Annotated in this window: 20 protein-coding genes and 2 pseudogenes; 6 read left to right on the top strand and 16 right to left on the bottom strand. The window is 60.7% G+C overall.

The window, feature by feature from the left end; genetic code table 11:
• Positions 1–261: 261 nt before the first annotated feature.
• A pseudogene (locus IB277_RS39015) lies at positions 262–576 on the top strand (AMP-binding protein); the annotation flags it as partial.
• A gap of 261 nt (positions 577–837) precedes the next feature.
• Positions 838–1,639: pseudogene (gene proC / locus IB277_RS30360) on the top strand (pyrroline-5-carboxylate reductase).
• A 160-nt stretch (positions 1,640–1,799) separates the two neighbouring features.
• Here proC and IB277_RS30365 read toward each other — a convergent pair.
• From IB277_RS30365 to IB277_RS30405, 9 genes are all read right to left on the bottom strand, one after another.
• A complete protein-coding gene (locus IB277_RS30365) occupies positions 1,800–2,783 on the bottom strand; it encodes a GlxA family transcriptional regulator (RefSeq protein WP_192372488.1) in 984 nt (327 codons plus the stop codon).
• Positions 2,784–2,899: 116 nt separating this feature from the next.
• Positions 2,900–4,246 carry an FAD-binding oxidoreductase gene (locus IB277_RS30370; protein ID WP_192372424.1) on the bottom strand — a complete coding sequence of 449 codons (1,347 nt, stop codon included), beginning with the start codon at positions 4,244–4,246 and terminating at the stop codon, positions 2,900–2,902.
• A gap of 102 nt (positions 4,247–4,348) precedes the next feature.
• Positions 4,349–5,260, bottom strand: coding sequence for a dihydrodipicolinate synthase family protein (locus IB277_RS30375; RefSeq protein ID WP_192372426.1), 912 nt, complete (start codon positions 5,258–5,260; stop codon positions 4,349–4,351).
• A gap of 104 nt (positions 5,261–5,364) precedes the next feature.
• Entirely contained in the window at positions 5,365–6,402 is a 1,038-nt protein-coding gene (locus IB277_RS30380) for a glycine betaine/L-proline ABC transporter ATP-binding protein (RefSeq protein ID WP_060582040.1), read from the bottom strand.
• Positions 6,395–7,282, bottom strand: a complete 888-nt coding sequence (locus IB277_RS30385) for a proline/glycine betaine ABC transporter permease (protein ID WP_060582039.1) — start codon at positions 7,280–7,282, stop codon at positions 6,395–6,397. Before IB277_RS30385 ends, IB277_RS30380 begins: the two co-directional genes overlap by 8 nt.
• 81 nt (positions 7,283–7,363) lie before the next feature.
• The gene (locus tag IB277_RS30390) at positions 7,364–8,365 is read right to left on the bottom strand and encodes an ABC transporter substrate-binding protein (RefSeq protein ID WP_192372428.1); all 1,002 of its coding nucleotides are present in this window, start codon (positions 8,363–8,365) and stop codon (positions 7,364–7,366) included.
• Between the two features lie 112 nt (positions 8,366–8,477).
• Positions 8,478–9,824 carry an FAD-binding oxidoreductase gene (locus tag IB277_RS30395; protein WP_192372430.1) on the bottom strand — a complete coding sequence of 449 codons (1,347 nt, stop codon included), beginning with the start codon at positions 9,822–9,824 and terminating at the stop codon, positions 8,478–8,480.
• Between the two features lie 3 nt (positions 9,825–9,827).
• On the bottom strand, positions 9,828–10,712 hold the full coding sequence (locus IB277_RS30400) for a dihydrodipicolinate synthase family protein (protein WP_192372432.1): 885 nt from the start codon (positions 10,710–10,712) through the stop codon (positions 9,828–9,830).
• Positions 10,713–10,714: 2 nt separating this feature from the next.
• A complete protein-coding gene (locus IB277_RS30405; RefSeq protein ID WP_060519164.1) occupies positions 10,715–12,214 on the bottom strand; it encodes an aldehyde dehydrogenase in 1,500 nt (499 codons plus the stop codon).
• 338 nt (positions 12,215–12,552) lie between these two features.
• On the opposite strand from IB277_RS30405, the gene IB277_RS30410 reads away from it, so the two are divergent.
• Entirely contained in the window at positions 12,553–13,266 is a 714-nt protein-coding gene (locus IB277_RS30410; protein WP_192372434.1) for a GntR family transcriptional regulator, read from the top strand.
• A 43-nt stretch (positions 13,267–13,309) separates the two neighbouring features.
• Here the strand turns inward: IB277_RS30410 and IB277_RS30415 are convergent, their stop codons facing one another.
• The 7 genes from IB277_RS30415 to IB277_RS30445 form a co-directional block, all read right to left on the bottom strand.
• Positions 13,310–14,311: an Ldh family oxidoreductase gene (locus IB277_RS30415; RefSeq protein WP_060582036.1), complete on the bottom strand. Its 1,002-nt coding sequence runs from the start codon at positions 14,309–14,311 to the stop codon at positions 13,310–13,312.
• Position 14,312: 1 nt separating this feature from the next.
• A complete protein-coding gene (locus IB277_RS30420; protein WP_060582035.1) occupies positions 14,313–16,298 on the bottom strand; it encodes an FAD-dependent oxidoreductase in 1,986 nt (661 codons plus the stop codon).
• A gap of 123 nt (positions 16,299–16,421) precedes the next feature.
• Entirely contained in the window at positions 16,422–17,501 is a 1,080-nt protein-coding gene (locus IB277_RS30425) for a glycine betaine/L-proline ABC transporter ATP-binding protein (protein ID WP_192372436.1), read from the bottom strand.
• Positions 17,494–18,381 (bottom strand): proline/glycine betaine ABC transporter permease, encoded by an 888-nt coding sequence (locus IB277_RS30430; RefSeq protein ID WP_060519178.1) that lies wholly within the window; start codon positions 18,379–18,381, stop codon positions 17,494–17,496. The genes IB277_RS30425 and IB277_RS30430 overlap by 8 nt, the downstream gene beginning before the upstream one ends.
• Positions 18,382–18,484: 103 nt before the next feature.
• Positions 18,485–19,486: an ABC transporter substrate-binding protein gene (locus tag IB277_RS30435; protein ID WP_060519180.1), complete on the bottom strand. Its 1,002-nt coding sequence runs from the start codon at positions 19,484–19,486 to the stop codon at positions 18,485–18,487.
• A gap of 65 nt (positions 19,487–19,551) precedes the next feature.
• Positions 19,552–20,352 carry a pyrroline-5-carboxylate reductase gene (locus IB277_RS30440; protein WP_192372438.1) on the bottom strand — a complete coding sequence of 267 codons (801 nt, stop codon included), beginning with the start codon at positions 20,350–20,352 and terminating at the stop codon, positions 19,552–19,554.
• A 7-nt stretch (positions 20,353–20,359) separates the two neighbouring features.
• On the bottom strand, positions 20,360–20,989 hold the full coding sequence (locus IB277_RS30445) for a TetR/AcrR family transcriptional regulator (RefSeq protein WP_034799984.1): 630 nt from the start codon (positions 20,987–20,989) through the stop codon (positions 20,360–20,362).
• 147 nt (positions 20,990–21,136) lie between these two features.
• Here IB277_RS30445 and IB277_RS30450 point away from each other — a divergent pair, with 147 nt between their 5' ends.
• Genes IB277_RS30450 through IB277_RS30460 form a run of 3 tightly spaced genes read left to right on the top strand, consistent with a single transcriptional unit; the run spans position 21,137 to position 24,591 of the window.
• Positions 21,137–23,173 (top strand): NADH:flavin oxidoreductase, encoded by a 2,037-nt coding sequence (locus IB277_RS30450; RefSeq protein ID WP_060582030.1) that lies wholly within the window; start codon positions 21,137–21,139, stop codon positions 23,171–23,173.
• Positions 23,174–23,175: 2 nt separating this feature from the next.
• Positions 23,176–23,781, top strand: a complete 606-nt coding sequence (locus IB277_RS30455) for a dimethylsulfonioproprionate lyase family protein (protein WP_192372439.1) — start codon at positions 23,176–23,178, stop codon at positions 23,779–23,781.
• Positions 23,782–23,826: 45 nt separating this feature from the next.
• Complete coding sequence (locus tag IB277_RS30460; RefSeq protein ID WP_090297694.1) at positions 23,827–24,591, top strand: electron transfer flavoprotein subunit beta/FixA family protein; 765 nt, start codon at positions 23,827–23,829, stop codon at positions 24,589–24,591.

A 24,591-nucleotide genomic window follows, 5' to 3' on the forward strand; every position in this document is an offset into this window, starting at 1 on the left:
ATAAAAAAACCGGCTTGCGCCGGCTTTTTCTCCCAACCGCCCGGAGCCCATGTCTCTCAGGATGCTGGGTTAGTTGTTAACTGCCAACATAGTGTTGGGAGGGCTTATAGTCAATTGGATTTGACGGTCGTTTGCGCTTCGAAGCCAACGATTTGGCCTTGTAGGCCGCTAAAATAGGCATGCCTTGCGAAATTCGCAATCGAATTGCCCTATCCGTCGTAGTCGATCGTTCTGCCGATCATCGAGGACCTGTCACTTGCCATGGTCGACCGGTTCAGCGCCAGCCGCTTCTGGAATCAGGTGAGAACCTACGGTGCCACCCCCATCCACTACCTCGGCGGGATTCTCCAGATTCTCCTAAAGCAACCCGAAAGCAAAGGTGACCGCGAGCATCCGGTGCGGGTCGCGTGGGGCGGCGGCTGCCCAAAGGAGGTGTGGCCGCTCTTCAAGGAGCGTTTTGGTATAGATATGCGCGATTGCTACGGCATGACCGAAGCCTCCAGCATCACCACCTGCAACGCCACCGGCGTTGTCGGCGCCGTCGGTCAACCGATGCCCTGGTTCTCGGTCGATATCCTCGACGAAAAGGGCGAGCCGGTGCCGACAGGGGGCAAGGGCGAGATCGTCGTGCGCACTTCGCTGGAGGGCGCGCTGCACACCGGCGATTCCGGCTCATTCGCGCAATATCGCCGTTGTCGACGAGTTCGAACGCACGCCGAGCCAGCGGATCATGAAGCATCGGTCGCCTGTCGCACTCGGCGATTGCTGGGACCGACTGGCGCAGCAATAGGGCTGGCGTGCTTTGGGCCGAGTGCGCGCATGAAGGGAAGCGACGGTATGGATCAGTCTGGCGAAATCGTGCTGGTTGGTTGCGGTAACATGGGTTTTGCGCTGCTTGAAGGCTGGGTGGCCTGGTTCGGCATTGCCGCTGACCGAATTCATTGGCGGTGCCCTGACCGCCGGCGCGCAGCGGCTGCGGCCTACGCGGATGCGTCCGACCTGCCGCAGGCGTTGCAGCCGCGCGCTGTCATTTTCGCCGTCAAGCCGCAGGTCATCGGCTCATCGCTTGCGACATACCTGCGGTTTAGCGCAACCGCCGCTTTCGTCAGCATCGCCGCCGGCGTGACGATCGCGACCTTCGAGGCGACGCTTGGTGAAGTGCCGATCGCGCGCGCCATGCCCAACATGCCGGCGTCGATCGGCATGGGAGTGATCGCCGCCTTTGCCAACGCGCACACTGGTATCGTTCAGATGCCCTATGTGAGTGATCTTCTGGCAGCTGTTGGAAGCGTCCATTGGTTGGGGAAGAAAAGCTCATCGATGCTGCAACCGCAATATCGGGGTCGGGGCCGGCCTACCTCTTCCATTTCATTGAATGCTTGATCGAGGCAGGTATCGCTGTTGGTCTGCCGGTAGAGACTGCGCGTGCGTTGGCGAAGCAGACGGTTGACGGTGCCTCAACTCTCGCCTGTGCCAGCGTCTTTTCTCCGACGGAGCTCCGCAGCAAGTAACCAGCCCGAACGGCACGACTGCTGCGGCACTTGAGGTCCTCATGGCCGAGCCGGGTCTGGCGGCTTTGGTGAGGGAGGCAGCCGCGGCCGCACATCACCGGGCTCTGGAGCTTGCCGTGGTCGGTTGAGCGCAAATGCTTGTGCGATAGACAATGACGGACTGTTGCGTTCGTGATCCCAACTCTTGGGCTCGCGTAATGTGTCGACCGGTGCGCCCCGTTTTTTCGCTCAAGGATCATCCCGATGGCGTGGCAAGAGGATTGCTGAGAGGGGGGCGCCCTTGATGGCCTACGTCGTTTGCTGCGTCCTGAGGCGGCTCGGTGTTTGTCCGTAGGCCTTCGCGAATATTCTGGAGAAGTGCCCGGCGCTCTCGAAGCCAACTTCCAGCGCGATCTCGATCAGCGACGCATTCGTCTGGGTGAGAAGATGTTTGGCGCGCTCCAGTCGAAACTTCCTGTAGGCGAGGGCAGGCGACATCTTTGTCTCTTCCATGAACAGGCGCTCAAGCTGGCGCCGAGATAGTCCGACGGAGGCTGCCAGCTCAGGGATCGAGATCGTATATTCGGTATGTTGTTCCATGATTATGAGGGCAGCGTTCAATCGGGGATCGTTGCTCTCGATCGCGAGCGGCCTTCGCGGCTGGACGTGAAGCTGCGAGCGCGCCTTGTCGATCTGCAGCACTTCCAGCGCGTTCCGCTCCGCTTCCTTGCTGATGTGAAGTCGAACGATATGAGCGGCCATGTCGGCGGCACTGCTGCCGCCCGCGCAGGATCCGCGACTTCGGTCCAGGTTGAAGAGGCGATCCGAACGCACCTTGAGATCGGGAAAACGTTCGCGGAACGTCCGGTGGTGCAGCCAGCTGACACACACATTGTGTGCGTCCATAAGGCCCGCGTCGGCCAGAATGAAGGTTCCTGTGCACAGGCCGATCAACGGTACTTTTCGCGCGGCCGCCTTTTTGAGGAAGCTGACCGTCTCGTCGTCGATCGGGTTTTCGCTGTTGAGCAGGCCGCCAACCACGACGATGTAATTGAATTGGGTGGGCTCGACGAGCCCTGATGTCGGAGCTACCTGCACACCGCAGCTTGAGGCGATGAGATGCCGTGTGTTGCCAAGCACCTGCCAGTCGGCACGGACGCGGCCGGATTTGTCGAGTTCGTCGCTTGCAAGCCGGAGCGTGTCGACGAAGAGAGCGAAGGCCGAGAGCGTGAACGACCGGGCGAGCACGAAGCCGATCTTGAGGCGGTCGGTTCCCGGTGCAGGGGATTTCATGGTCGTCATCGCATACCTACCTCGCTGCCGGTATTCTGGCTGGTTTGACCTTGTGGAGAGACACGCTTTGAAATTTCATCCTGCCATCCCTCAAACGCGTGCCCTCAGCGGCTTTCTCATCCCTCGCGTCCAGCGCGCAATTCCTGCAAACGGATCACTGAATTTATTCCGAGCCAGGCAAATGGCTCGGGCGGGAGCCGGGTTGGGCCCCGGTGGTCCATGTATTCTTCGAGCTCCCGTGATCCCGTCTCTGTCGCAAGATCAGCGGCCATCATGCCGGCAAGGGTGCTCTTGACGGTACCAAGCCCATTTTCGCAGCAGGCGGAAAAGAGCCCATCGTCGATCTCGCCAAACGCCGGCACATGGTTGAGGCTGAGGCAAAGACGGCCTGCCCAACTGTGTTCGAACGGTACCTCCTTGAGGCCAGGAAACCTCGCATCCAGCGAGCGTCGGTGCGCTTGCGCCATTTTCGAGATGCGGTTTTGCGACAGGGCGACCGTGGTATCGTAGGTGTATTTGGTGCGGATAACGATGCGCGACTGACCATCGGTCGTGATTTTGCGCACAGTGGCTCCCATCGCATCTGCCGGGAGCAAAGCCCAACGATCCCGACCGGAAGCCTTGTGCCCGATATCGTCAGCTGGAAATGGCGCGGTCATCGAGGCGTAGGCGAAGATGTGTACCAGTCGCCTGCCGAAATGCCCGAAATCTTCCACATGGCCGTTGACCCCCAGAATGACCTTGGGAGCGCTTACTGATCCGCGTGCCGCCACCGCCGTCCAGATTCCGTTGTCGCGCCTAAGTGATGTCACGGGAGACCGCTCGAACAAATCGACATGGTGCGACAGGCCGGAAGCGAACTGGCGCACGTAATCCGCCGGCTGGATCAGGACCGCGCCGGGGGTATAGAGGCCACCGAGGTAGTAGTTCGACCCGGTTATCTCCCGCATGTCGGAAGCGTCGAGGTACGCGTGCTTTTCGCCCGCCTGCCCGAGCGACTGGCCGAAACTCCTATTGAGCTTCATGCCGCGCGCCGTCGCGGCCGCATTGATCTTGCCGGCGGGATCGAAGGTCTCGTGCGACATTCCGTAGGCTTTCGCCGCTCGCTTGGCAAATTCGATGGCGTAACGGTTCTGGGCCATTTCTCGGCGCGTGATGTCAGCGGCCCCGCTCGAATATTCGCTCGAAGACAGGTTGTGCGGAACGTCGATCATGTAGCCGGAGTTCCGGCCCGAGGTACCCTTGCCAACTTCACTCGCCTCGAGCATGACGATCTTGTCGTCGGGATGCATTTCCAGCAGGCGGCGCGCCGCCGACAGCCCGGCAAAGCCAGCGCCGATGATCAGCCAGTCCGCGTTCACGTTACCGTCGAGACAGCGGACCGGAAACGAACGTTGACTGATTGCTTCCCAGCCGGAGATGCCGTTTTCCACGGGCAAACGTTTGACGGCGTGCGTAATCATCGGATCGTCTCGTTCATCAGGCGCAATTTGCTCGCTTCGAAGCCAACGGTGCGCCATTGAAGGCCCGCCGTGGCAACCCCGCGCTTGGCTGCGACCATCCGCTCATGCATGGCTGGTTCCCGAGCTGATTTGGGCGATGGTATGCTTCAAGGTGGCGATGATCGTTTCGAGCGCTTGTTTTTCTTCAGCGCCCAGCGGGCCGAGTGGCGCTCTGACCGGCCCAGCCGGCAGGCCGGCCAGTTCGCAGCCGTGCTTGATCGACTGCACGAATTTCCCGCATTCAAGAAAATCCATGAGCGGCAACATCGCCGTCATGATCGCTCGCCCCTTGTCGAAGTTCTTCTCGACCACGCAGGCCTCATAGAGGGCGACGTGTTCCTTCGGCAGAAAGTTGGAGCCGGCGCAGACCCAGCTCCTGGCGCCCCAGGCGAAGAACTCGAGCGCCTGATCGTCCCAGCCGCAGGAAAGCGCGATTTGAGGATACTTTCGGGCCAACAGGTGAAGATTGGCCATGTCGCCGGAACTTTCCTTGATGGCCACGACGTTTCTGGATGCGCACACGCGCGAGAAATACTCGTTCCCCATCATCACGCCCATGCGTGCCGGATAGTTATAGAGCATGATCGGGAGGTTGACTGCCTGGTCCACCGTCAAGGCGTGGATCGCGTTCTCCTCCTCCGTCGGCAATGCGTAAGGCGGTGATGATACGAGAATGGCGTCAGCGCCGATCTCTTTGGCTGCTTTGGCGAACGCCACGGAATCTTCCGTTCTCGTGGCCCCCGTCCCAACGATGAGCGGTAGCCTTGAGCCGATTACATGCTTGGCGAGGGCGGCGAGGTCGAAACGTTCCTGGGCGCTGTGGGCATAGTATTCGCCGGTCGACCCGCCGATTATGATGCCGTGAACCCGAGCCTCGATGAGAGTTTCGAGCACAGCTGCAAAACCCTTTCGGTCGATTTGCCCGTCCTGTCCGATCGGCGTGATGGCGGGGGTGTAAATACCTTCGAACTTCATGACGTAACTCCATCTATAGGGCTGGCGTTTGGACGCGCGGCTTCTGCCGCGGGCGAGGCCTGGCCCGGTTTCCTTTGTTTTCGATGAGGTGGGTCTCCCGCCACTCAGTGCGGTGTTACGACCGCCGCGGCCAGTCGTTTCAGGTCGACGACACCGACAGGCATCCCGGCAGCATCGACCACCACCAGATCCTTGGCATCCTTGTGTGCCAGGATCTTGAGGGCGGCTTCAATTGTGCTTCCCGCACTCAGCGTCGCGCCATTGACGGCGTGATCTGCATCGACCGGCGCCATGACGGCTTCGACGTGAACGACCCGGCCACGGTTCACCTCCTTGACGAAGTTGGCGATGTATTCGTCAGCGGGTCTAAGAACGATATCCTGACTGGTGCCCTGCTGGATGACCTCGCCGTCGCGCAGCACGGCGATCTGATCGCCCAATCGTAGTGCTTCGTCGAGGTCATGGGTTATGAAGACGATGGTTTTCTTGATCTCCTTTTGCAGATCGAGAAGAACCGTCTGCATGTCCATGCGGATCAAAGGGTCGAGGGCCGAATAGGCCTCGTCCATCAGCAGGACCGGCGCATCGTTGGCAAGAGCACGCGCGAGACCAACACGTTGCTGCATGCCGCCGGAGAGCTGATTGGGATATTTGCTTTCAAAGCCCTTGAGCCCCACACGCTCGATCCATCGCATGGCGATGTCGACACCTTTCGCACGCTCGAGGCCCTGAACCTCAAGGCCATAGAGCGTATTGTCGAGAACGTTGCGATGGGGGAGCAACGCAAACTTCTGGAACACCATAGCGGTCTGGTGGCGTCGGAATTCGCGCAGTTCGGCTTCGTTCATCTTGACGACGTCGGCGCCGTCAACGAGCACTTCGCCGGCCGTCGGATCGATCAAGCGGTTGATGTGCCGAATGAGTGTCGATTTGCCCGAACCCGACAGGCCCATAATCACCTGGATGCAGCCGGAGGGGATTTCGATGTTGATATCGCGAAGCCCAAGGACATGTCCGTGGCGCTCGTTGAGTTCTGTCTTCGTCAGGCCTCTTTTTACCGCATCGACATGGGTCGCGGCGTTCGGTCCGAAGATCTTGTAGAGGTGGCGGATCTTGATGCCGCCGAACTTGGTGTCAGCCATGGACGATCTCCCGATGCTTCTGCAGTCTCTCGCCATAGGCCTGACTGACCCGATCGAAAATGATAGCAATGCCGACGATCGCAAGGCCGTTGAAGATGCCAAGCGTGAAGTACTGGTTGGCAATCGCCTTCAGCACCGGCTGGCCGAGGCCCTGAACGCCGATCATCGAGGCGATGACCACCATGGCGAGCGCCATCATGATCGTCTGGTTGATGCCGGCCATGATCGTCGGCAAGGCGAGCGGCAGTTGCACGTTCTTGAGCTTTTGCCATCCCGATGACCCGAAGGCGTCGGCAGCCTCCAGCACATCCTTGTCGACGAGGCGGATGCCGAGATTGGTGAGCCGGATCATTGGCGGGATGGCGTAGATGACGACGGCAATCAGCCCCGGCACCTTGCCGATGCCAAGCAGCATGACGACCGGGATCAAATAGACGAAACTCGGCATGGTCTGCATCACGTCGAGGATCGGATTGACGATGTTCTGAAACCGATCCGAACGGGACATGACGATGCCGATCGGAATGCCGATGGCGATCGACAGCACGGTGCAGACGAAGATCATCGAGACCGTCTTCATCGTGTCGTCCCACATGTCGAAGTAGCCGATGGCCAGCAGGGTCACGAGACAACCAAACACGACCTTGAGGTTTCGGCTCGCCCCCCACGCGATTGCCAGGATGATGATGAGAATGATCGGCCAGGGCGTCAGCGTCATAAAGCGCTCCGCGGCGATCAGAAAGCTTTGGAGAGGCGAAAAGAAGCCCTCTATGGCATCGCCATAGGCGCGCGTGAACGCGCGAAAACCTTCGTCGATCGCTTTCTTCAACGCGCGAAGAGCGTCATCGTCCATATGCGGAAATTTGTAGAGCCATTCCATGGCGCTCTCCTCCTCCAACAGCCATTCCCGTCTTTCAGATGACTGCGGGCGGCGCGCCAAAAGGCGCCGCCCGCACACTGACTAGAGGGCCGATTTGATCTTTTCGGCCGCTTCCGGGGAGACCCACTTCGACCAGATGGCTTCGTTTTCTTCGAGGAAGTGCTTGGCGCCTTCCTCACCGCTTGCCTGATTGTCCGTCATCCATGCCATCAGCTTGTTGACGGTTTCGTTGCTCCAGGATCGCTTCTGCAGGTAGTCCATGACCTCAGGGCCAACTTTTTCCGAGAACGGCTTGGCAACCAGTGTGACGATCGTATCGATGGGCCAAGCATTCGGCTCCGGGTCCGGGCATTCCGCCACGGTGTTGCATCGCTTCCATTCGGCGGCATCGTGCGGCACGCCATAATCGAGTTTCACCATCTCGTACTTGCCAAGCAGCGCGGTCGGTGCCCAGTAGTAACCGACCCAGCCTTCCTTGCGCTCGTAGGCCTTCGCGATCGAACCATCGAGCCCGGCCGCCGAGCCGGTGTCGATCAGATCCCAGCCGGCCTTCTGCGCTTCAAACCCCTTGTAGAATTGAGCCGTCACCACGGTGCCGCCCCAGCCCTGCGGACCGTTGAAGATCGCGCCCTTGCTTGCGTCTTCGGGATCGGGAAAGAGATCCGGATGTTTCAAAAGATCGGGAATGGTCTTGATGTCCGGATGGGCGTCGGCGAAGTACTTCGGGATCCACCAGCCTTGGACGCCGCCATCGGGTAAGGGCGATCCGACCTTGATGATCCGACCTTCATCCGTGCCTCTCTTCACGACATCGGGAAGCAGGTCAATCCAGGCTTCGGGAGCGATGTCCGGTTGCCCTTTTTCGGCCATGGAGGTGATCGTTGGCACGGTGTCACCGATGGTGATCTCGGCACTGCAACCATACCCCTCATTGAGGATGAATTTGTCGAGGTTCGACAGTACCTCGGCGCTCTGCCAGTTCATGCTGGCGATGGTTACGCTTCCGCACTCGGCGGCATGCGACGCTGACGCTCCCCCTAGCAGGCCGAACATCAGGCAGGTCGATGCAAGCAGCTTTTTCATCTCTTCCGTTCCCTTTTTTGGCGGCGTGTTTCCTCAAAGCCGGAGGGCCGCGACCACCGACTTCCGTTATCCTAGGGCCGACTGAAGCCCTCAACCGGCGGCGAAGACCGCTTTATTCACCGCCGGCGCGCCACTCTCGAAATGCGAGATTGGCTTTGGCCCCGATCGTTCGGAAAGGCTGACGTGGCAGCGCTTTTGGCGCGTCAAAGCGCGAGAAGATTTCGGCCAGACGTGATTTGACGCCAAGCAGCAATTCCGCTGCAGCGATGCCGTTCGCCGTGGCCTTCGTTGCGCCGACACCGTTGCATCCGCACGCCGCAAACATACCGGGTTCGATCTCGCCGAAAGCGGGTACCGAATTCCATGTCAGCGCCATTGCTCCCCCCCATCGAAACTCCATCGGGATGTCTGTCAAAGAGGGAAATCGTGCCTGGTACTTCTGATCATGCTTGGCGCCCGCGCGCCTCAGAGTTCCTGCGCCCGCTTCAATGTTGTGGTGATAGGTATAGCGCGAGCGAACAAGGATGCGGTCGCCACCCCGGCCTTGAATGCGCCGGACAGTTGTGCCCATCGGAAGTGCCGGCGTCGCGGCCCATTTGCGCTGACCCTGCAACCGGCCTGGGTCGAACTCCCGCGTCATCGAGGCAAAGGTGAACACGTGGAGAAGCTGGCTCTTAAAGAAGCCAAAGCTCGCCGCATGACCATTGTTCGCAAGGATGATCCGGCCTGCGCTGAGCGATCCTTGAGGTGTCTTGACGTGCCACCCGTGGCCGGTGTTTTCCAACAGTATGGCGGGGGTATTTTCATAGATCCTTGCGGGTTCGCGCAGGCTATCAGCTACGCCGCGAATATAGGCCGCCGGCTGCACCATGATGGTTCCCGGGGTAAAGAGCGCTGACGTATAGGTGTTCGTGCCCGTCACTTCGGCGATTTCGCGCGCATTGAGCAGCTGATACTTTTCGTCGAGTTTCACGAGCCCCTTGGCATAGTCGACCAGATGCTGGTCTCCCTCATCGCTGATGGCGACGCTGTAGCGTCCACACCGATCGAAGATTTCTGCCCCCCAGCCTTGTTCCTGTGCAACTGCATCGGCAAGAGCGATGGCGGTCCGGCTGATTTCGATGGCCCCGCGACTTTTGGCAGCCGAATCCCCGCCGTAATCTTCAGAAGAGACCTCATGCGGCAAGTCGATGATGAAGCCTGAATTTCGACCTGCCGCGGCCTCTCCGATCGTGCCGGCCTCAAGGACCGCGACATGAAGTGTCGGGTCGAGCTCCATGATCCTGCGTGCAGCGGAGAGACCCGCGAACCCGCCGCCGATGATGACGACGTCGGTAGTGGTGTGTCCCTCAAGCCGAGGTTTTGCCTGACGGGGAGGAAGCATGGCCACCCACCCGGAAACGCCCGTATTCTTCGGGAGCCTCGATGCGACAAAGACCTTTTTCGAGGGGGTGCTCACGGCTCAGGCTTCCCGTTCGATCAGGCTGCCGAGAGCAGCGCGGATGGTTTCCGTTCGGTGATCAGGCAGCGTACGGAGCGGCTTGCGTGGCGCTCCGGCACCAAAGCCGGTGAGTTCGGCGGCGGCATAAACCGACTGCACGTAGTCGCCTTCCCAGATGAGCGACATCGCCGGTTCAAGCAGGGACCAAATCTGGCGCGCCTTGGCCCATTCGCCGGCGGTTGCGGCTGCGACCAGCGCGAGGGCGGTGCGCGGCGCAAAGTTGGCACCACCCCAGATGAGACCGCTCGCTCCTGACCAGAGCGCGAAGGGGACCAGGTGGTCGGCGCCGTTCATGACCGGAAGGCCGGTACGAATGAGCGATGCCTGCTTGCCGAGATCGCCGCTCGAGTCCTTGACAGCGCAGAAGTTCGGGATCGCGCAAAGCTCCTTGAGAAGTTCCGGCGTCACGGTCGCGCCGACGGCGTGCGGGACGTTGTAGCCGATGACCGGAAGGCCGGCGGCTGCCACCTCTGTGTAGAAGTCAATGATGCCTTCATCGTCCGTCGGCCCTTCGAAGAAGGGCGGCAGGACCATGACGCCGTCGACGCCGCAATCGGCCGCGAACGTCGTCCGCTCGACCACGTCGGCCGTCAGCAGAGCCGAGGTTTGGGCGATCACTTTGGCTCGGCCGTTGATGATCCTTGAGCCGCGCCGCACGAGTTCCTTTGATTCCTCCTTGGTTAGATACACATGCATGCCGGTGCCTGAACTCAACACAAAGCCGGGCACGCCGAGCGCGAGGTAGTGCTCGATATTCCGCTCGAGCTTGGCGTAGTCGATGCGGCCTTCCGCGTCGAAGGGCGTTGCGATTGCGAGGTTCAGTCCTGGAAACGGAAAGCTGGTCATGATTAGAGGTCCGCGGTTTCGTCGTCATTGAGATCGAGCCAGATGGTCTTGAGCTGGGTGTATTGGTCATGGGCGTGGACGGAATTGTCGCGCCCTCCGAAACCGGACTGCCTGTAGCCGCCGAACGGTGTGGTGATATCGCCCTCGCCGAAGGAGTTGACCGTGACGGTGCCGGCACGAAGAGCGCGGGCGGCGCGCATGGCGCGCTTGCCGTTTCCGGTGAAGACGGAGGCCGTCAGGCCGTACTCCGTCTCGTTGGCGATCGCGACCGCCTCTTTCAGGTTGTCGACCGTGATGACCGTCAGTATCGGTCCAAAGATTTCTTCCTTCGCATGCCGGGCGGCGTTACTTTCGACCTCGACGATGGTCGGGTGAACGAAGCGGCCCTTGCTGGTTTCGCCGCCGTGAAGAACCTTCACTCCATCGCCGAGGTAGCTTGCAACTTTCCGGTAGTGCGCCTCGGAGACGAGGGGGCCGACACGGTTGTCGGGATCCAGCGGATCACCGACGTGCCAGTTCTTCACCTCGGAGACGATCTTGTCGAGCAGCTTACCCTTGATGGCAGAGTGGACGATCAGTCGAGAAATGGCCGAACAATTCTCGCCCATGTTCCAGTAGGCGCCGTTGACGATATGAGCGGCCACCGCGTCCAGGTCGTCGGCGTCGTCCATGACGATAGAGGGGTTCTTTCCGCCCATCTCGAGGACGACTTCCTTGAGGTTGGACTCGGAGGAATATTTGAGGAAGCGGCGGCCGGTTTCGGTCGAACCCGTGAACGATACGGCATCGACATCCATGTGCCGGCCGATCGGCTCGCCGACCTGCGAGCCGGAGCCTGTCACCACGTTGAAGACGCCGGCCGGAATGCCGGCCTCGAGCGCCAGTTCAGCCACCCGAAGCGCCGTCAGCGACGTCTCGGCCGCCGGTTTGACCACCAGGCTGCAGCCGGCGGCAAGCGCTGGACCGATCTTCCAGGCGAGCATGAGGAGTGGGAAGTTCCACGGCAGAACCAGCCCGACAACACCCACGGGCTCGCGAACGACAAGCGCGATGTGGTCGTTCGAGGCCGGCGAGACCTGATCGTAGATCTTGTCGATCGCTTCCGCATGCCAGCGCAGGCAGTTGACGGTCTCGGGCACGTCGACAGTCTGGCAATCGAGGATCGTCTTGCCGCTGTCCAGGCTCTCCATGACGGAGAGCTCGACTAGATTGTCCTCGATGAGCTGGGCAAGGCGAAGAAGTACCTGCTTGCGGGCGGCTGGGTGCTGCTTCGCCCAGCCGCCGTCGGCGAACGACTGCCGCGCACTTGCGACGGCTGCGTCGACGTCCTCGGGGCCGCAGGCGGGCAAGTCCGCGAGTTTCTCTCCTGTGGCAGGATTGGTCGTCGCAAACGTGCGTCCAGATCTCGCCTCGACCGAGCGGCCGTCGATGATAGCCTTTGAAGGGAGGGTCAGTTTCGACGCGATTTTCTCGTACTGCGCTCTGGTCAGAAGTTCCGTCATTCGTCTGCTCCCATCAATTCGAAGATCATCCGCAACGCTCGACCTGGCTCGGCTGTCTCGTTCCGTCTGAATAATACAATAGATAGACATTTGATCTACTGTCAATAGACACGTGAAGTGCGATGGTATTGTAGCCGCGGCGGCGCCCCTTGCGGAGCGAGCGGTGATAACCGAACATGCGATAAGGATTGGCGCGCGAGGGCAGCCGGCCGGGCCTTGCGCATCTTCTGAAGAGCGGGCAAAAGGAGCCATGTGGTCACAGGGCAGAGTCGACGAAAATCGAAATACGTTGACCGGTCTACCTTTTGTAGACAAGATACGCTCAAAAGGAGTTTGTCATGGCGCACAATCAAAGCTCACCTGAAGCAGGCGTTGGCCCGGATCGAAAGGCTGCGCTGAACCACACCTTGCGCCACCGTATCCTGACAATGCAGATAGCGCCGGGATCGGTTCTGGACGAAGTGGCGTTGAGCGAGGAATTTGGACTGTCCCGCCCTCCGGTGCGCGAAGCGATGCGGCAGCTCGCGGGGGAAGGGTTCATCGAACTTGAGGCGAACCGGCCGGCTCGCGTGACCTCAATGAGCTACCAATCCCTTCGTGATTTCTTTTTGATCGCCCCGATGATCTATGTCGCGGCCACGCGGCTGGCCGCCGAACATGCGTCGAAGGCAGATATCGCGGGCCTGCGTGAGATACAGGACAGCTTTCGCGACGCGGTTCACAGCAATGACGTCGACGGGCGCGTCTTCTACAACGACAAATTTCACCTTCGGGTCGGCGAGATCGCGAACAATGCGTACGTGCTTCCGAGCCTTCGCCGGCTGCTGATCGATCATGCGCGTATCGGCAAGATTTTCTACAGGCCGAGCAACGCGCTCATGTTGGAGGAGCTGCACGAGGCGTCGCGCCAGCACGACGAAATCATCGATGCAATAGCGAACCACGATCCTGACCGGGCGGAGGCGTTGATCCGCGCACACCTCGATCTATCGCGCAAGAACATGGCGATGTATGCCGCCCCGGAAGGGATGGCGATTTCTCTTGGTGTGTAACATATCCGGGCCTCCGGTGTTCTTACGGTAGCCCGCCGGACGATTAATGGTCATTCGACGCGAAACGATCGATGGCGTCGAAGACAGCGCGGGACATGCGCAATGGTTGCTCCGGCGAGCCAGGTGGCCTGCCGCTGACGCCCGGGACGTGAACGCCGAGCTTCTCCAGCCGCCGGATTTGGTCGTGTGCGCGGGCGATGTGGTCGCTCCCTTCCGGGCCCGGCATCATCGCAAACACCGTCAGCCCGACAGCGGGAGAGGTTTCACCCGTTCTGAAGCTTGGCGTGTCCAGAGACCAGGAACCGCCGGAAAGACCGGCCGACAGCATTTCGACGAGGAGCGCGACGTTCGCACCCTTGCGGCCACCGAAGGGTAGCAGCGCGCCTAAGAGTGCCTTTTCGGCGTCCCGGGTATCGGCGCCTTCGTTGTCGACCGCCCATCCTTCCGGGATTTCTCGCCCCTCGGCGGCGGCGGCGGCAATGTTGACGTAGGCAGTCGCGCTTGACGATTGGTCGACGATGAGTGGCGGCGCGTTGGCGCCGAGCGGAAATCCGAAGGCGATGGGGTTCGTGCTGTAGACAGCCGGTCCTCCTGCCTTCGCTACGACCATGGCATTCGCGTTGGTCGCCGCAAGACCGCCCAGGCCTTCCAGCGCGAGCCTGCGCACGTAGTAACCGAGCTCGCCCGTTGTATAGCTGTTCTTTTGGGTGAAGAGCGCGATCCCGAAGTTGCGGGCAGCATCCACGAAATCCCGGAAGGCAAGGTCGAAACCAAGCTGCGCGATGCCTCGGTCGGCATCGCAGGTGATGTGAGCGGGGAAGGGGCGCGTGGCGGCCGGCGTGGGATCGCAATTGATGCGCCCCTCGCGAAAACTGTTCAGATAATCGACGAGGTGCGGAAACCCGACCGCGCTCGGGCCGAAGCGGGCGGCCGACACTGTTGCGTCCACGAGCGATCGGGCGCTCGCCGGATTGGCGCCGGCACCAAGGCAAGCTCTCATCGCCAGATCTTCTGCTTGCCTCTGGTTGAGTTCGACCTCTTCCATCTCAGATCTCCAGTCCCGCTTTCCTACCCTCATAAAACGCATAGGGTGCCTGCCGCGGTGCGGCGCAATCGCCGATCTGGCGCGTAGCGATACCGCGTTCGGCGAGCCCCGGCATCAGCCAGTCGGCCGGGGCATTCGTGGTGGCCGTCACCAAGGCATCCGCGTCGATGAAGCGACACTCTCCCGTGGTGTGGTCGACGATGGTCGCGCCGTTGCCGTGCCATTCGATGACGCTGGCTTCGACGATCCATGTGACGCCGAGTTTCCTGAGCGCCTGCCGCATCGGAACGTCAGCTGCGGTTCGCTGCAGCTCCTTACCGACGAACGGGTCGGGCGTCAGGAGCGCCACCTCGTGGCCCTCCTCGGCGAGCTTCCAGGCGGTGCCGCAGCCGCGCCAGCCGCCGCCTTCATCCAAAAGCAGAACGCGCTTGCCCGGCCTTGCCTGCCGCGCCATGACGGCTTCGACTGTGAAGACGTTACCCTTCGCCAGGCCCGGCATCGCCTCGACCGCCGGCAGCGCTTTCTGGAACACCGTCTCCGGCGAATAGGAGCCGGTGGCGACGATGACACGCCCGAACTCGGAAGGATCGATGTCCTCGGCCTCGACATAGGAGTTGAGGCGAACCTCTACACCGAGTTTTTCGAGCTGGCGCTCATACCAGGCGATGAGATCGAGGATCTGGGCCCTTCGTGGCTGCATGCCTGCGAGCAGGAAGTTACCGCCGAGCCGGTTCGACGCCTCGGCGAGCGCGACTTCGTGGCCACGCTCGGCGGCCACCCGGGCGGCCTCCAGTCCGGCTGGGCCGCCACCGATGACCAGCACGCGCTGGGGATCGCTGGTCTTCAAAAAGCGGTCGCCGTTCCATTCGGCCTCGCGGCCGACGGACGGGTTGATCAGACAGCTGATCCAGTAGTCGCGCGACCGGCGTCCCCAGCACATCTGATTGCACGAGATGCAGCCGCGAATGTCCTCCGGGCGATCTTCGGCCGCCTTCGTTGCAAGATGCGGATCAGCGATCTGCCCGCGCACGATCGAAACGAGGTCGGCTGCTCCCTCGCCGAGCACCGTTTCGGCGTTTTCGGGGGTGCGGATGTGGCTTTCGGCGATCACAAGCGCGTTCTTGACGACACTCCTCAGGACTGAAGCGAGATCGGCGCCAAGTTTTTCCGGATAGAGGAATGTCGGCATCAGCTTGTAGAAATCGAGGTAGCCGCCAGAGCCGCAGGTGACATAATCGATAAGGCCCAGTTCGTCGTGCAGGCGGATGATTTCGGCAAGCTCGTCGCGTTGAAGCGCAACCTTCACGTCCGGTTCGTCACTGACGGCAAGGCCGACAATGAAATCCGGCCCGCAGACGTGCCTGATCCGCGTCAGGATTTCCCGAGACATCCGCGTGCGGTTTTCAAGCGAACCGCCCCACTGATCGTCGCGCCGATTGCACCATGGCGTCCAGAATTGGTCGACCAAACCGAGATAGGCAGCCCATACTTCGACGCCGTCAAAGCCGGCGTCCCGACAGCGACGTGCCGCCGCAACGAAACCATCGATCGTTTCCAGGATTTCCGCTTCGGTCATCGGATGCGAGCCGTCGCTGTCATGATAGCTCGGCCCGCCCGAAGGCGACCAATGTGGATGGAACGAATTGTCGGAATCCCCATGCGCTCCGACGTGATAGAGCTGCTGGATCGCTATGGCTCCATGCCCTTTGATCGCCTCGACCACCTTCTTGAAATGGGGGATGACACTGTCATCGGAGTGGCGAAAATTGCCGCGAGTTAAAACGGCTGCGGCATGGACGGGCATGGGTTCGACGACGATCATCGCGGCGCCGCCGATCGCTCGTTCCCGGTAATAGGCGGTATGTCGTTCGGTCGGCAGACCCTCGACCGCCATGTTCGCCGTGTGCGCGCCGAACACGATCCTGTTCTTCAGCGTGTGGGACCGCAGTTTGAGAGGGGAAAACAGCCGAGGAAATTTCTTGGACATGGCGCAACTCCTGGCGGGGAGGGGATCGGGACTGGAATGGAATGAGGGAGGAGCCACCGTTGGCGCTTTTCCGGGCGGAGGACCGGCCGCCCGGAGGAATGGCATTCGCCGGCCGATCCGCGCTTACGCTGCGTTGGCCGCGATTGCCATTGCGCGATCGTTCGTCTCGTGCGCATTGACCATGGCGCCCGCGAGCTGGCGGAAGGTGACAGTGCCGAGAGGCATTCCGGACGGATCGACGACGGTGATATCACCTTCGGGTGCAGAGGCGAGCGTACGGACCGCTTCTTCGATTGTGAGATCGGCGGCAATCCGTTGCCCACTGTCGGCTGCAGTTGCGCCAAGCGGTGCCATGATCGCCTCCACATGGACAACGCGGCCCCGGTTCACCTCCTTGACGAAATTGGCGACATAGTCGTCGACAGGCCTCAGCACGATATCCTGGCTCGTGCCCTGCTGGATGACCTCGCCGTCGCGCAAAATGGCAATCTGGTCACCGAGCCTCAGCGCTTCGTCGAGGTCGTGGGTGATGAAGACGATCGTCTTTTTAATCTCCTTCTGCAGGTCCAGAAGCACCGTCTGCATGTCCGTGCGGATGAGAGGATCGAGGGCTGAATAGGCCTCATCCATCAAAAGCACCGGTGCGTCGTTGGCAAGCGCGCGGGCGAGCCCGACGCGCTGCTGCATGCCGCCGGAGAGCTGATTGGGATACTTGTGCTCGAAGCCCTTAAGTCCAACCCGTTCCAGCCAGCGCATGGCAGTATCGATGCTTTGTGCGCGCGCTACGCCCTGGATTTCAAGGCCAAAGATCGTGTTGTTGAGCACGCTTCGATGCGGAAGCAGCGCGAACTTCTGGAACACCATGGCGGTCTGGTGGCGGCGGAAATCGCGCAGTTCCGCCTCTGGCATCTTCACCACATCGACGCCGTCGACGAGAACTTCGCCGGCCGTCGGATCGATCAGCCGGTTGATATGCCGGATGAGCGTCGACTTGCCCGAGCCGGAAAGCCCCATGATCACCTGGATCGAGCCCGACGGCATCTCGATGTTGATGTCGCGAAGGCCGAGCACGTGCCCGTGACGCTCGTTCAGTTCGGTCTTGGTGAGGCCGTTCCTAACCGCCTCGACATGAGCCCCGGCATTCGGTCCGAAGATCTTATAGAGATGGCGGATTGCGATGCCGCCGAAAGCGTGCTCAGCCATGGACCACCTCCCGGTGCTTCTGCAATCGTTCGCCATAGGCCTGGCTGACCCGGTCGAACATGATGGCGATGCCGACGATCGCAAGACCATTGAAGATACCGAGCGTGAAGTACTGGTTGGCGATCGCCTTCAGTACGGGTTGGCCAAGACCCTGAACACCGATCATCGAGGCGATGACGACCATGGCAAGCGCCATCATGATCGTCTGGTTGATCCCTGCCATGATGGTCGGCAGCGCAAGCGGGAGCTGCACCTTGAAGAGCTTCTGCCGGTTGTCGGCGCCGAAGGCATCGGCCGCCTCCAGTACGTCCTTGTCGACCAGGCGAATGCCGAGATTGGTGAGCCGGATCATCGGCGGGATCGCGTAGATGACGACGGCGATCAGGCCCGGCACCTTGCCAATGCCGAGCAGCATGACGACGGGGATCAGGTAGACGAAGCTTGGCATGGTCTGCATGACGTCGAGCACCGGGTTGACGACCCGCTGGACCCTGTCGGAGCGCGACATGAGAATGCCGATCGGCAGGCCGATCGCGATCGACAGGATCGTGCAGACGAAGATCATCGAGATCGTCCGCATCGTATCGTCCCACATGTCGAAGTAGCCGATGAGCAACAGCGTCACGAGACAGCCGGCGGCGATGCGAATGCTTCTGGTCGCTGACCAGGCGATGGCGAGGATGAGGAGCGTGATGATCGGCCAGGGCGTCTTGGTCATGAACCGTTCAGAAGCGATTAGAAAATGCTGGAGCGGCGCGAAGAAGCCCTCGATCAGATCACCGTAGTTTCGGGTAAAGCCGCGAAACGTTTCGTCGATGACTTTCTTGAGGTTTCGAAGCGCGTTGTCGTCCATGCTGGGAAATTGATAAAACCAGTCCATTCGGTTCCCCTTCTCGAAAGAGCCGATGCGTTCTTGTTGTTATGTCGGCGAGAACGGTGCGATATGCTGAAGGCACACCGCACCGGGTTTTCGGCCGTGCTGACTACAGCGCAGCCTCGATCTTGGCGGCGGCCTCCGGGGAGACCCACTTCTTCCAGATATCCGGGTTTTCTTCGAGGAAGTGCTTTGCACCTTCCTCGCCGCTCGCCTGGTTGTCGGTCATCCAGGCCATCAATTTGGCGATTGTCTCGTTGCTCCAGGAGCGCTTGTTGAGGTACTCCATGACCTCGGGGCCAGCTTTTTCGGAAAAGGGCTTGGCGACAAGTGTCACGATCGTATCGACCGGCCAGGCGCTCGGCTTCGGGTCAGTGCATTCGGCAACCGTAATGCAACGCTTCCACTCGGCTGCGTCATAGGGGACGCCTGCCTCAAGCTGCACCATCTCGTATTTGCCAAGCAGGGCGGTCGGTGCCCAGTAATAGCCGACCCAGCCTTCCTTGCGCTCATAGGCCTTGGCAATCGAGCCGTCGAGGCCTGCTGCCGAGCCGGTGTCGACCAGCGTCCAGCCGGCCTTCTCTGCTTCGAAGGCCTTGTAGAGCTGTGCGGTCACGACCGTTCCACCCCAGCCCTGTGGACCATTGAAGATCGCGCCCTTGCTCGGGTCTTCAGGGTCCTTGATGAGGTCGGGATGCTTCAGGAGATCGGGAATACTCTTGATGTCTGGATGGGCATCGGCGAAATACTTCGGGATCCACCAGCCCTGAACGCCGCCATCGGGCAGCGGAGACCCGACCTTTACGATACGGCCTTCTTCGGTTCCCTTCTTGACCACGTCGGGAAGCAGATCGATCCAGGCCTCGGGCGCGATATCCGGCTCGCCTTTTTCCGCCATGGAGGTGATCGTCGGTACGGTATCGCCGATGGTGATTTCGGCGCTGCAGCCGTAACCTTCATTGAGGATGATCTTGTCGAGATTGGAAATGACCTCGGCACTTTGCCAGTTCATGCTGGCGATGGTGACGCTGCCGCAGTCTGCCGCGCTGGCGAGCGACGAACCGGCGACGGTCCCAAGGAACAGGCATGTCGATGCTAGCAAGCTTTTCATTATCGTTCCCTCTTTTGGCGGCTTTTCTTCTGAGGCGGGGCGCCGCGGACCCCGTCTCAACGACGCTAGGAGGCTTCTCCCATGCGAACCGATTTCCTGAACGCAGCCCTCAATCCGCGTGAGACGGCGGTATCGAATCCGGCCGCGCGCATCTCCTCGATCGCGGCCGCGGTGGTGCCGCGATAGTCGAGGAAGGTCTGGACAATGTCGGTCGGACAGTCTTCACGCTGCTCAAGCAGCCGACCGGCACCCGTGATAAGGGTATTGACTGCACGCTTGGCGATCTCGGGAGCCAGTCCTTGCGAGACGGCGTCTGCCATCATCGCTTCGGCGAGCAGCGCCGGAAAGGCAGGCCCGGATCCGGTGAGGCCGGTCAGATAGTCGATTTCCGCTTCTGAATGCACTTCATCCTGAGAACCGCAAGCATCGAAGATCGCCCTTATGATGTCTCGATCGTCGTTCTGCAGCCCGGCGGCTGCGACCCACGGCGTATAGGACTTGCGGACTTCGGCCGCCGCATTTGGCAGGGTACGGACCACGCGGTCCGTCCGATGATGCTCAACAAGGGCGCTGAGGCGGATGCCCGCCATGACGGAGATGACAAGCTTGCCCTCGGCAACAACGTTCAGGCTGAGCCAGTCGGCCGGACGGACGGAGAGAACGATGACGTCCGAGCGGTCGGCAAGTGCCTGATTGTCCGATGTCCAGAAGGAGCGGTTGAAACGGTCGGGGCGCTCGCTGCGATAGGAGAGCGACAGGTTCTGAGGCTCGACGATGCCGGCGTCGAGAATGGCGTCGGCGATTGCTCCGCCCAGCCATCCCGCAGCACCAATTACGCCAACCCTCAAAGGCCCGCCCGTTTCCATGCTTCTCTCACTCTGGTTTGTAGCCATGCCGGGCGAAGAAGCGATCGAGCTCCCTCTGCTGTGGTGTTTGTCCGGTGTAAATCGCGATGTATTCCGGAATGCGCTTCATGCGGAGCGCAAGATCTTCCTTGGACTGCATCGAGATGTATCCAATCTGGACCAGGTAGGTCGTTCGTGCGCGAACGTCCGCCGGTCCCGCGTCATATCCGAACCGCATGAACATGCGGCCCAGCGCCTCCATTCTCGCCTGATCGGCCTCATGGACTTCGGCCTGTATCTCGGGCGATTGCAGCGCCCAGCTGCGAACGGCGAACTCGAACTGGGAGTCGAACAGTTCCTTGTTCACCCAGCAGTCGAAAACGTTCAGCATCGCCTCGGCCAAGGACTCCGCATAGGCTTCGGACTGTTTGACCAGATTGCCGGTATTCTTCTCCCTCCAGCGCGCGACGAGGGCGCTCAGCAGTTCCTCCCGGTCCTTGAAGAACCAATAGAAGCTGGTCCGGGAAAGATTGAGCCGTTTGGCCAACGGCAGGATCTTCACCGAGTCCACGCCCGACTCGAGCAGGGAGTCATAGGCGGCCTCGAGCCATCCCTCCTGAGAACCGCGCCAGCCAGTGTCAGTCATCGCCTGTTCCATGATTGCCTCCTAACAAATCCAAACGGCCGTTTCAAGCAAAATGTACATATGTGTCGAATATCTGAACCACGGTGTTTTTGATTATTGACACCTATGTACATTTCCGCTTACCGTTGCGATAAATTCCCATAAACCGGAGCCCGTCGCATGTCGAACGATCCCCTGCTTCAGCCGTTTCAGTTGAAGCATTTGACCCTGCGCAACCGCATCATTGTTACGTCTCACGAGCCTGCCTATCCCGAAGACGGCATGCCGAAGGACCGCTACCGCGCCTATACCGTTGAGCGGGCCAAGGGCGGGGTGGCGCTGACGATGACCGCCGGCTCGGCGGCAGTGTCCAAGGACAGCCCTCCGGTCTTCAACAACCTGCTCGCATACAAGGACGAGATCGTGCCTTGGATCCGGCAAATGACCGACGCCGTGCATGAAGAGGGGGCTGCGATCATGATCCAGCTCACGCACCTCGGCAGGCGTACCCGCTGGGACAAGGGCGATTGGCTCCCGGTCGTTGCACCCTCACATCATCGCGAGGCAGCGCACCGAGCCTTTCCCAAGAAGCTCGAAGACTGGGACATCGAGCGCATTATCAAGGACTTTGCAGACGCCGCCGAACGGATGAAGGCGGGCGGTATGGATGGTGTCGAGCTGGAAGCCTACGGGCATCTTATTGACCAGTTCACCTCGCCGCTCACCAACGAACTCGACGGTCCTTATGGAGGTTCGCTCGATAACCGCCTGCGCTTTTGTTTCGACGTCTTCAGGGCCATGCGCGAAAGGGTCGGCAACGACTTTATCCTTGGCGTTCGCTATACGGCAGACGAATGTCTTCCCGGCGGGACAGGAAAGGCCGAAGGCCTGGAGATTTCCCGTCGTCTCAAGGAAAGCGGCCTCATCGATTATCTGAATGTCATCCGCGGTCATATCGATACGGATCCGGGCCTCACAGATGTCATCCCGATTCAGGGGATGGCGAGCGCACCACATCTGGATTTTGCCGGCGATGTGCGCGCGGCAACCAAGTTTCCAACCTTCCATGCAGCCAAGATCCAGGACGTGGCGACGGCTCGTCACGCAATCGCTGCCGGCAAGGTCGACATGATCGGTATGACCCGCGCCCACATGACCGACCCGCATATCGTGCGGAAGATCATGGAAAAGCGCGAGGATGATATTCGCCCCTGCGTCGGCGCCAACTACTGTCTCGACCGCATCTATCAAGGTGGCATGGCTTTCTGCATTCACAATGCGGCGACCGGTCGCGAAGAAACGATGCCGCATCGGATCCCGAAGGCTGCCGTTCGCAAGAAGGTCGTCATCGTCGGTGCCGGTCCGGCCGGCCTTGAGGCTGCTCGCGTCTCGGCGGAACGGGGTCATGAGGTCGTTGTTTTGGAGGCCGCGAACAATCCGGGCGGTCAAATCCGCCTGACGGCCCAGAGCGAGCGCCGGCGGGAAATGATCGGCATTATCGACTGGCGCATGAGCCAGTGCGAAAAGCTCGGCGTCACCTTCCGGTTCAATACCTGGGCCGAGGCTGAGACGGTACTCACCGAAAAGCCCGATGTCGTCATTATCGCTACCGGTGGATTGCCGCACACAGAGGTGCTGTCGAAGGGCAACGAACTCGTCGTTTCCTCCTGGGACATCATCTCCGGTGATGTGAAGCCTGGAACCAACGTGCTCATCTTCGACGACGCCGGCGACCATGCGGGCCTCCAGGCTGCCGAGTTCCTCGCCAAGGCCGGTGCCAAGGTGGAAATCATGACACCGGACCGCTCCTTCGCGCCCGAAGTCATGGCGATGAACCTCGTTCCTTACATGCGCTCGCTGCAGAAACTCGACGTCACCTTCACAGTCACGTACCGGCTGGAGTCGGTTGAAAAGAGTGGCAACCAGATCATCGCCCATGTTGGCAGTGACTATGGCGGCGTTGCCAAGCAGCAGACCTTCGACCAGATCGTCGTCAACCACGGAACCATCCCGCTGGACGACCTCTATTTCGAATTGAAGCCTGACTCGCGGAACCTTGGCGAAGTCTCCTACGACGAGCTTATTGCCGGCACGCCGCAGTCCGTCGAACGCAACCCGGAGGGCGCCTATCAACTCTTCCGGATCGGCGATGCCGTTGCGGCCCGCAATACACATGCGGCCATCTACGATGCGCTGCGTCTTGCCAAGGACATCTGAGAATGGCGCGGTTTGACGCCTTGCAAGCGTTTCTGGACGCGGCCTTTGTCGCGTTCAACCAGTTTTCACAGGATCTGAGGGCGCGCCAGTCACTCATGCAGATTTTTGCCCAGCTTGAAGCGCCGCAACCGCAACGTCTGGACATCGGCAAGCGCCTCCCGGTCTGCAACCAACATCTCGACAGTGTGCTGGCTGCAGAAACCGGCCGATCGTCCCTGGATACGCTAATCAGACGCTTCTCGGACCTTGAACCGATGCTCGAATGGAAGTGGCGCTCGGTCTACGACCATACGGCCAGCGAAAATTTCTTGATGAGCCACGCCAATGCGATGATCGCCGGACCGGGCGGCCTGGAGGACCGGAGGGACCTCTGGCTCGGCGCGACGCTGATGGCGCCGTATGTGCGTTATCCCGACCACGACCACGCCCCGGAAGAGACGTACCTCGTCCTGTCGGAAGGCGAGTTTCAGCATGGCGATTCCGAATGGTTCTCACCCGGGATCGGAGGTTCCTTCTACAATCCGCCTGGCGTCAGACACGCCATGCGGTCGGGTGAAAAACCGCTGTTTGCATTCTGGGCATTGTTGCCTGATCGACCGAGGCACTGACGAAAGGGCGTTCGGCCGAGACCGAGCGCGGGAGAAAGGTTTGCCATGAAAATACTTGTGACGGTGAAGCGGGTGGTTGACTACAACGTCAAGATCCGGGTGAAGGCAGACGGTTCGGGCGTCGAACTTGCGAACGTGAAGATGTCGATGAACCCGTTCGACGAAATCTCGGTCGAAGAGGCGCTCAGGCTGAAGGAAGCCGGCAAGGCTGAGGAAGTCGTCGTCGTTTCCGTTGGTCCGGCCAAGGCCGAAGAGACGCTGCGCACGGCGCTTGCCATGGGTGCCGACCGCGCCATCCTGGTTGAGACCGAAGACCAGGTCGAGCCGCTCGCTGTCGCCAAGATCGTCAAGGGCGTGGCCGAGGCTGAACAGCCGGGCCTGATCATCGTCGGCAAGCAGGCAATCGACGACGATTCGAACCAGACCGGCCAGATGCTGTCCGCGCTGCTCGGCTGGGCGCAAGGGACCTTTGCCTCCAAGGTCGAGATCGGCGACGGCAAGGCGCCAGAGTGCACAGCAAGGGTGACCCGCGAAGTCGACGGCGGTCTGCAGACCATCGACATCAAGCTGCCGGCCGTCGTCACCACCGACCTGCGTTTGAACGAGCCGCGCTACGCCTCGCTGCCGAACATCATGAAGGCGAAGAAGAAGCCGCTCGACAAGAAGTCGCCGGCCGACTTCGGCGTCGACACCGCCGCCCGCCTCAAGGTGCTGAAGACCGAGGAGCCGTCGGGCCGCAAGGCCGGCATCAAGGTCAAGTCGGTCGCCGAGCTCGTCGAAAAGCTTAAAGTCGAAGCCGGCGTGCTCTGA

Source organism: Ensifer sp. ENS07, from assembly GCF_014852185.1.
Classification (GTDB): domain Bacteria; phylum Pseudomonadota; class Alphaproteobacteria; order Rhizobiales; family Rhizobiaceae; genus Ensifer; species Ensifer adhaerens.

Coding starts and splice junctions, on each gene's coding strand:
- IB277_RS30365 (WP_192372488.1), bottom strand. CDS start 2,783: ATGAAATCCCCTGCACCGGGAACCGACCGCCTCAAGATCGGCTTCGTG.
- IB277_RS30410 (WP_192372434.1), top strand. CDS start 12,553: ATGGCGCACAATCAAAGCTCACCTGAAGCAGGCGTTGGCCCGGATCGA.
- IB277_RS30440 (WP_192372438.1), bottom strand. CDS start 20,352: ATGGAAACGGGCGGGCCTTTGAGGGTTGGCGTAATTGGTGCTGCGGGA.
- IB277_RS30425 (WP_192372436.1), bottom strand. CDS start 17,501: ATGGCTGAGCACGCTTTCGGCGGCATCGCAATCCGCCATCTCTATAAG.
- IB277_RS30455 (WP_192372439.1), top strand. CDS start 23,176: ATGGCGCGGTTTGACGCCTTGCAAGCGTTTCTGGACGCGGCCTTTGTC.
- IB277_RS30430 (WP_060519178.1), bottom strand. CDS start 18,381: ATGGACTGGTTTTATCAATTTCCCAGCATGGACGACAACGCGCTTCGA.
- IB277_RS30370 (WP_192372424.1), bottom strand. CDS start 4,246: ATGATTACGCACGCCGTCAAACGTTTGCCCGTGGAAAACGGCATCTCC.
- IB277_RS30405 (WP_060519164.1), bottom strand. CDS start 12,214: ATGACGGAACTTCTGACCAGAGCGCAGTACGAGAAAATCGCGTCGAAA.
- IB277_RS30420 (WP_060582035.1), bottom strand. CDS start 16,298: ATGTCCAAGAAATTTCCTCGGCTGTTTTCCCCTCTCAAACTGCGGTCC.
- IB277_RS30450 (WP_060582030.1), top strand. CDS start 21,137: ATGTCGAACGATCCCCTGCTTCAGCCGTTTCAGTTGAAGCATTTGACC.
- IB277_RS30385 (WP_060582039.1), bottom strand. CDS start 7,282: ATGGAATGGCTCTACAAATTTCCGCATATGGACGATGACGCTCTTCGC.
- IB277_RS30415 (WP_060582036.1), bottom strand. CDS start 14,311: ATGGAAGAGGTCGAACTCAACCAGAGGCAAGCAGAAGATCTGGCGATG.
- IB277_RS30435 (WP_060519180.1), bottom strand. CDS start 19,486: ATGAAAAGCTTGCTAGCATCGACATGCCTGTTCCTTGGGACCGTCGCC.
- IB277_RS30390 (WP_192372428.1), bottom strand. CDS start 8,365: ATGAAAAAGCTGCTTGCATCGACCTGCCTGATGTTCGGCCTGCTAGGG.
- IB277_RS30380 (WP_060582040.1), bottom strand. CDS start 6,402: ATGGCTGACACCAAGTTCGGCGGCATCAAGATCCGCCACCTCTACAAG.
- IB277_RS30445 (WP_034799984.1), bottom strand. CDS start 20,989: ATGGAACAGGCGATGACTGACACTGGCTGGCGCGGTTCTCAGGAGGGA.
- IB277_RS30460 (WP_090297694.1), top strand. CDS start 23,827: ATGAAAATACTTGTGACGGTGAAGCGGGTGGTTGACTACAACGTCAAG.
- IB277_RS30400 (WP_192372432.1), bottom strand. CDS start 10,712: ATGACCAGCTTTCCGTTTCCAGGACTGAACCTCGCAATCGCAACGCCC.
- IB277_RS30375 (WP_192372426.1), bottom strand. CDS start 5,260: ATGAAGTTCGAAGGTATTTACACCCCCGCCATCACGCCGATCGGACAG.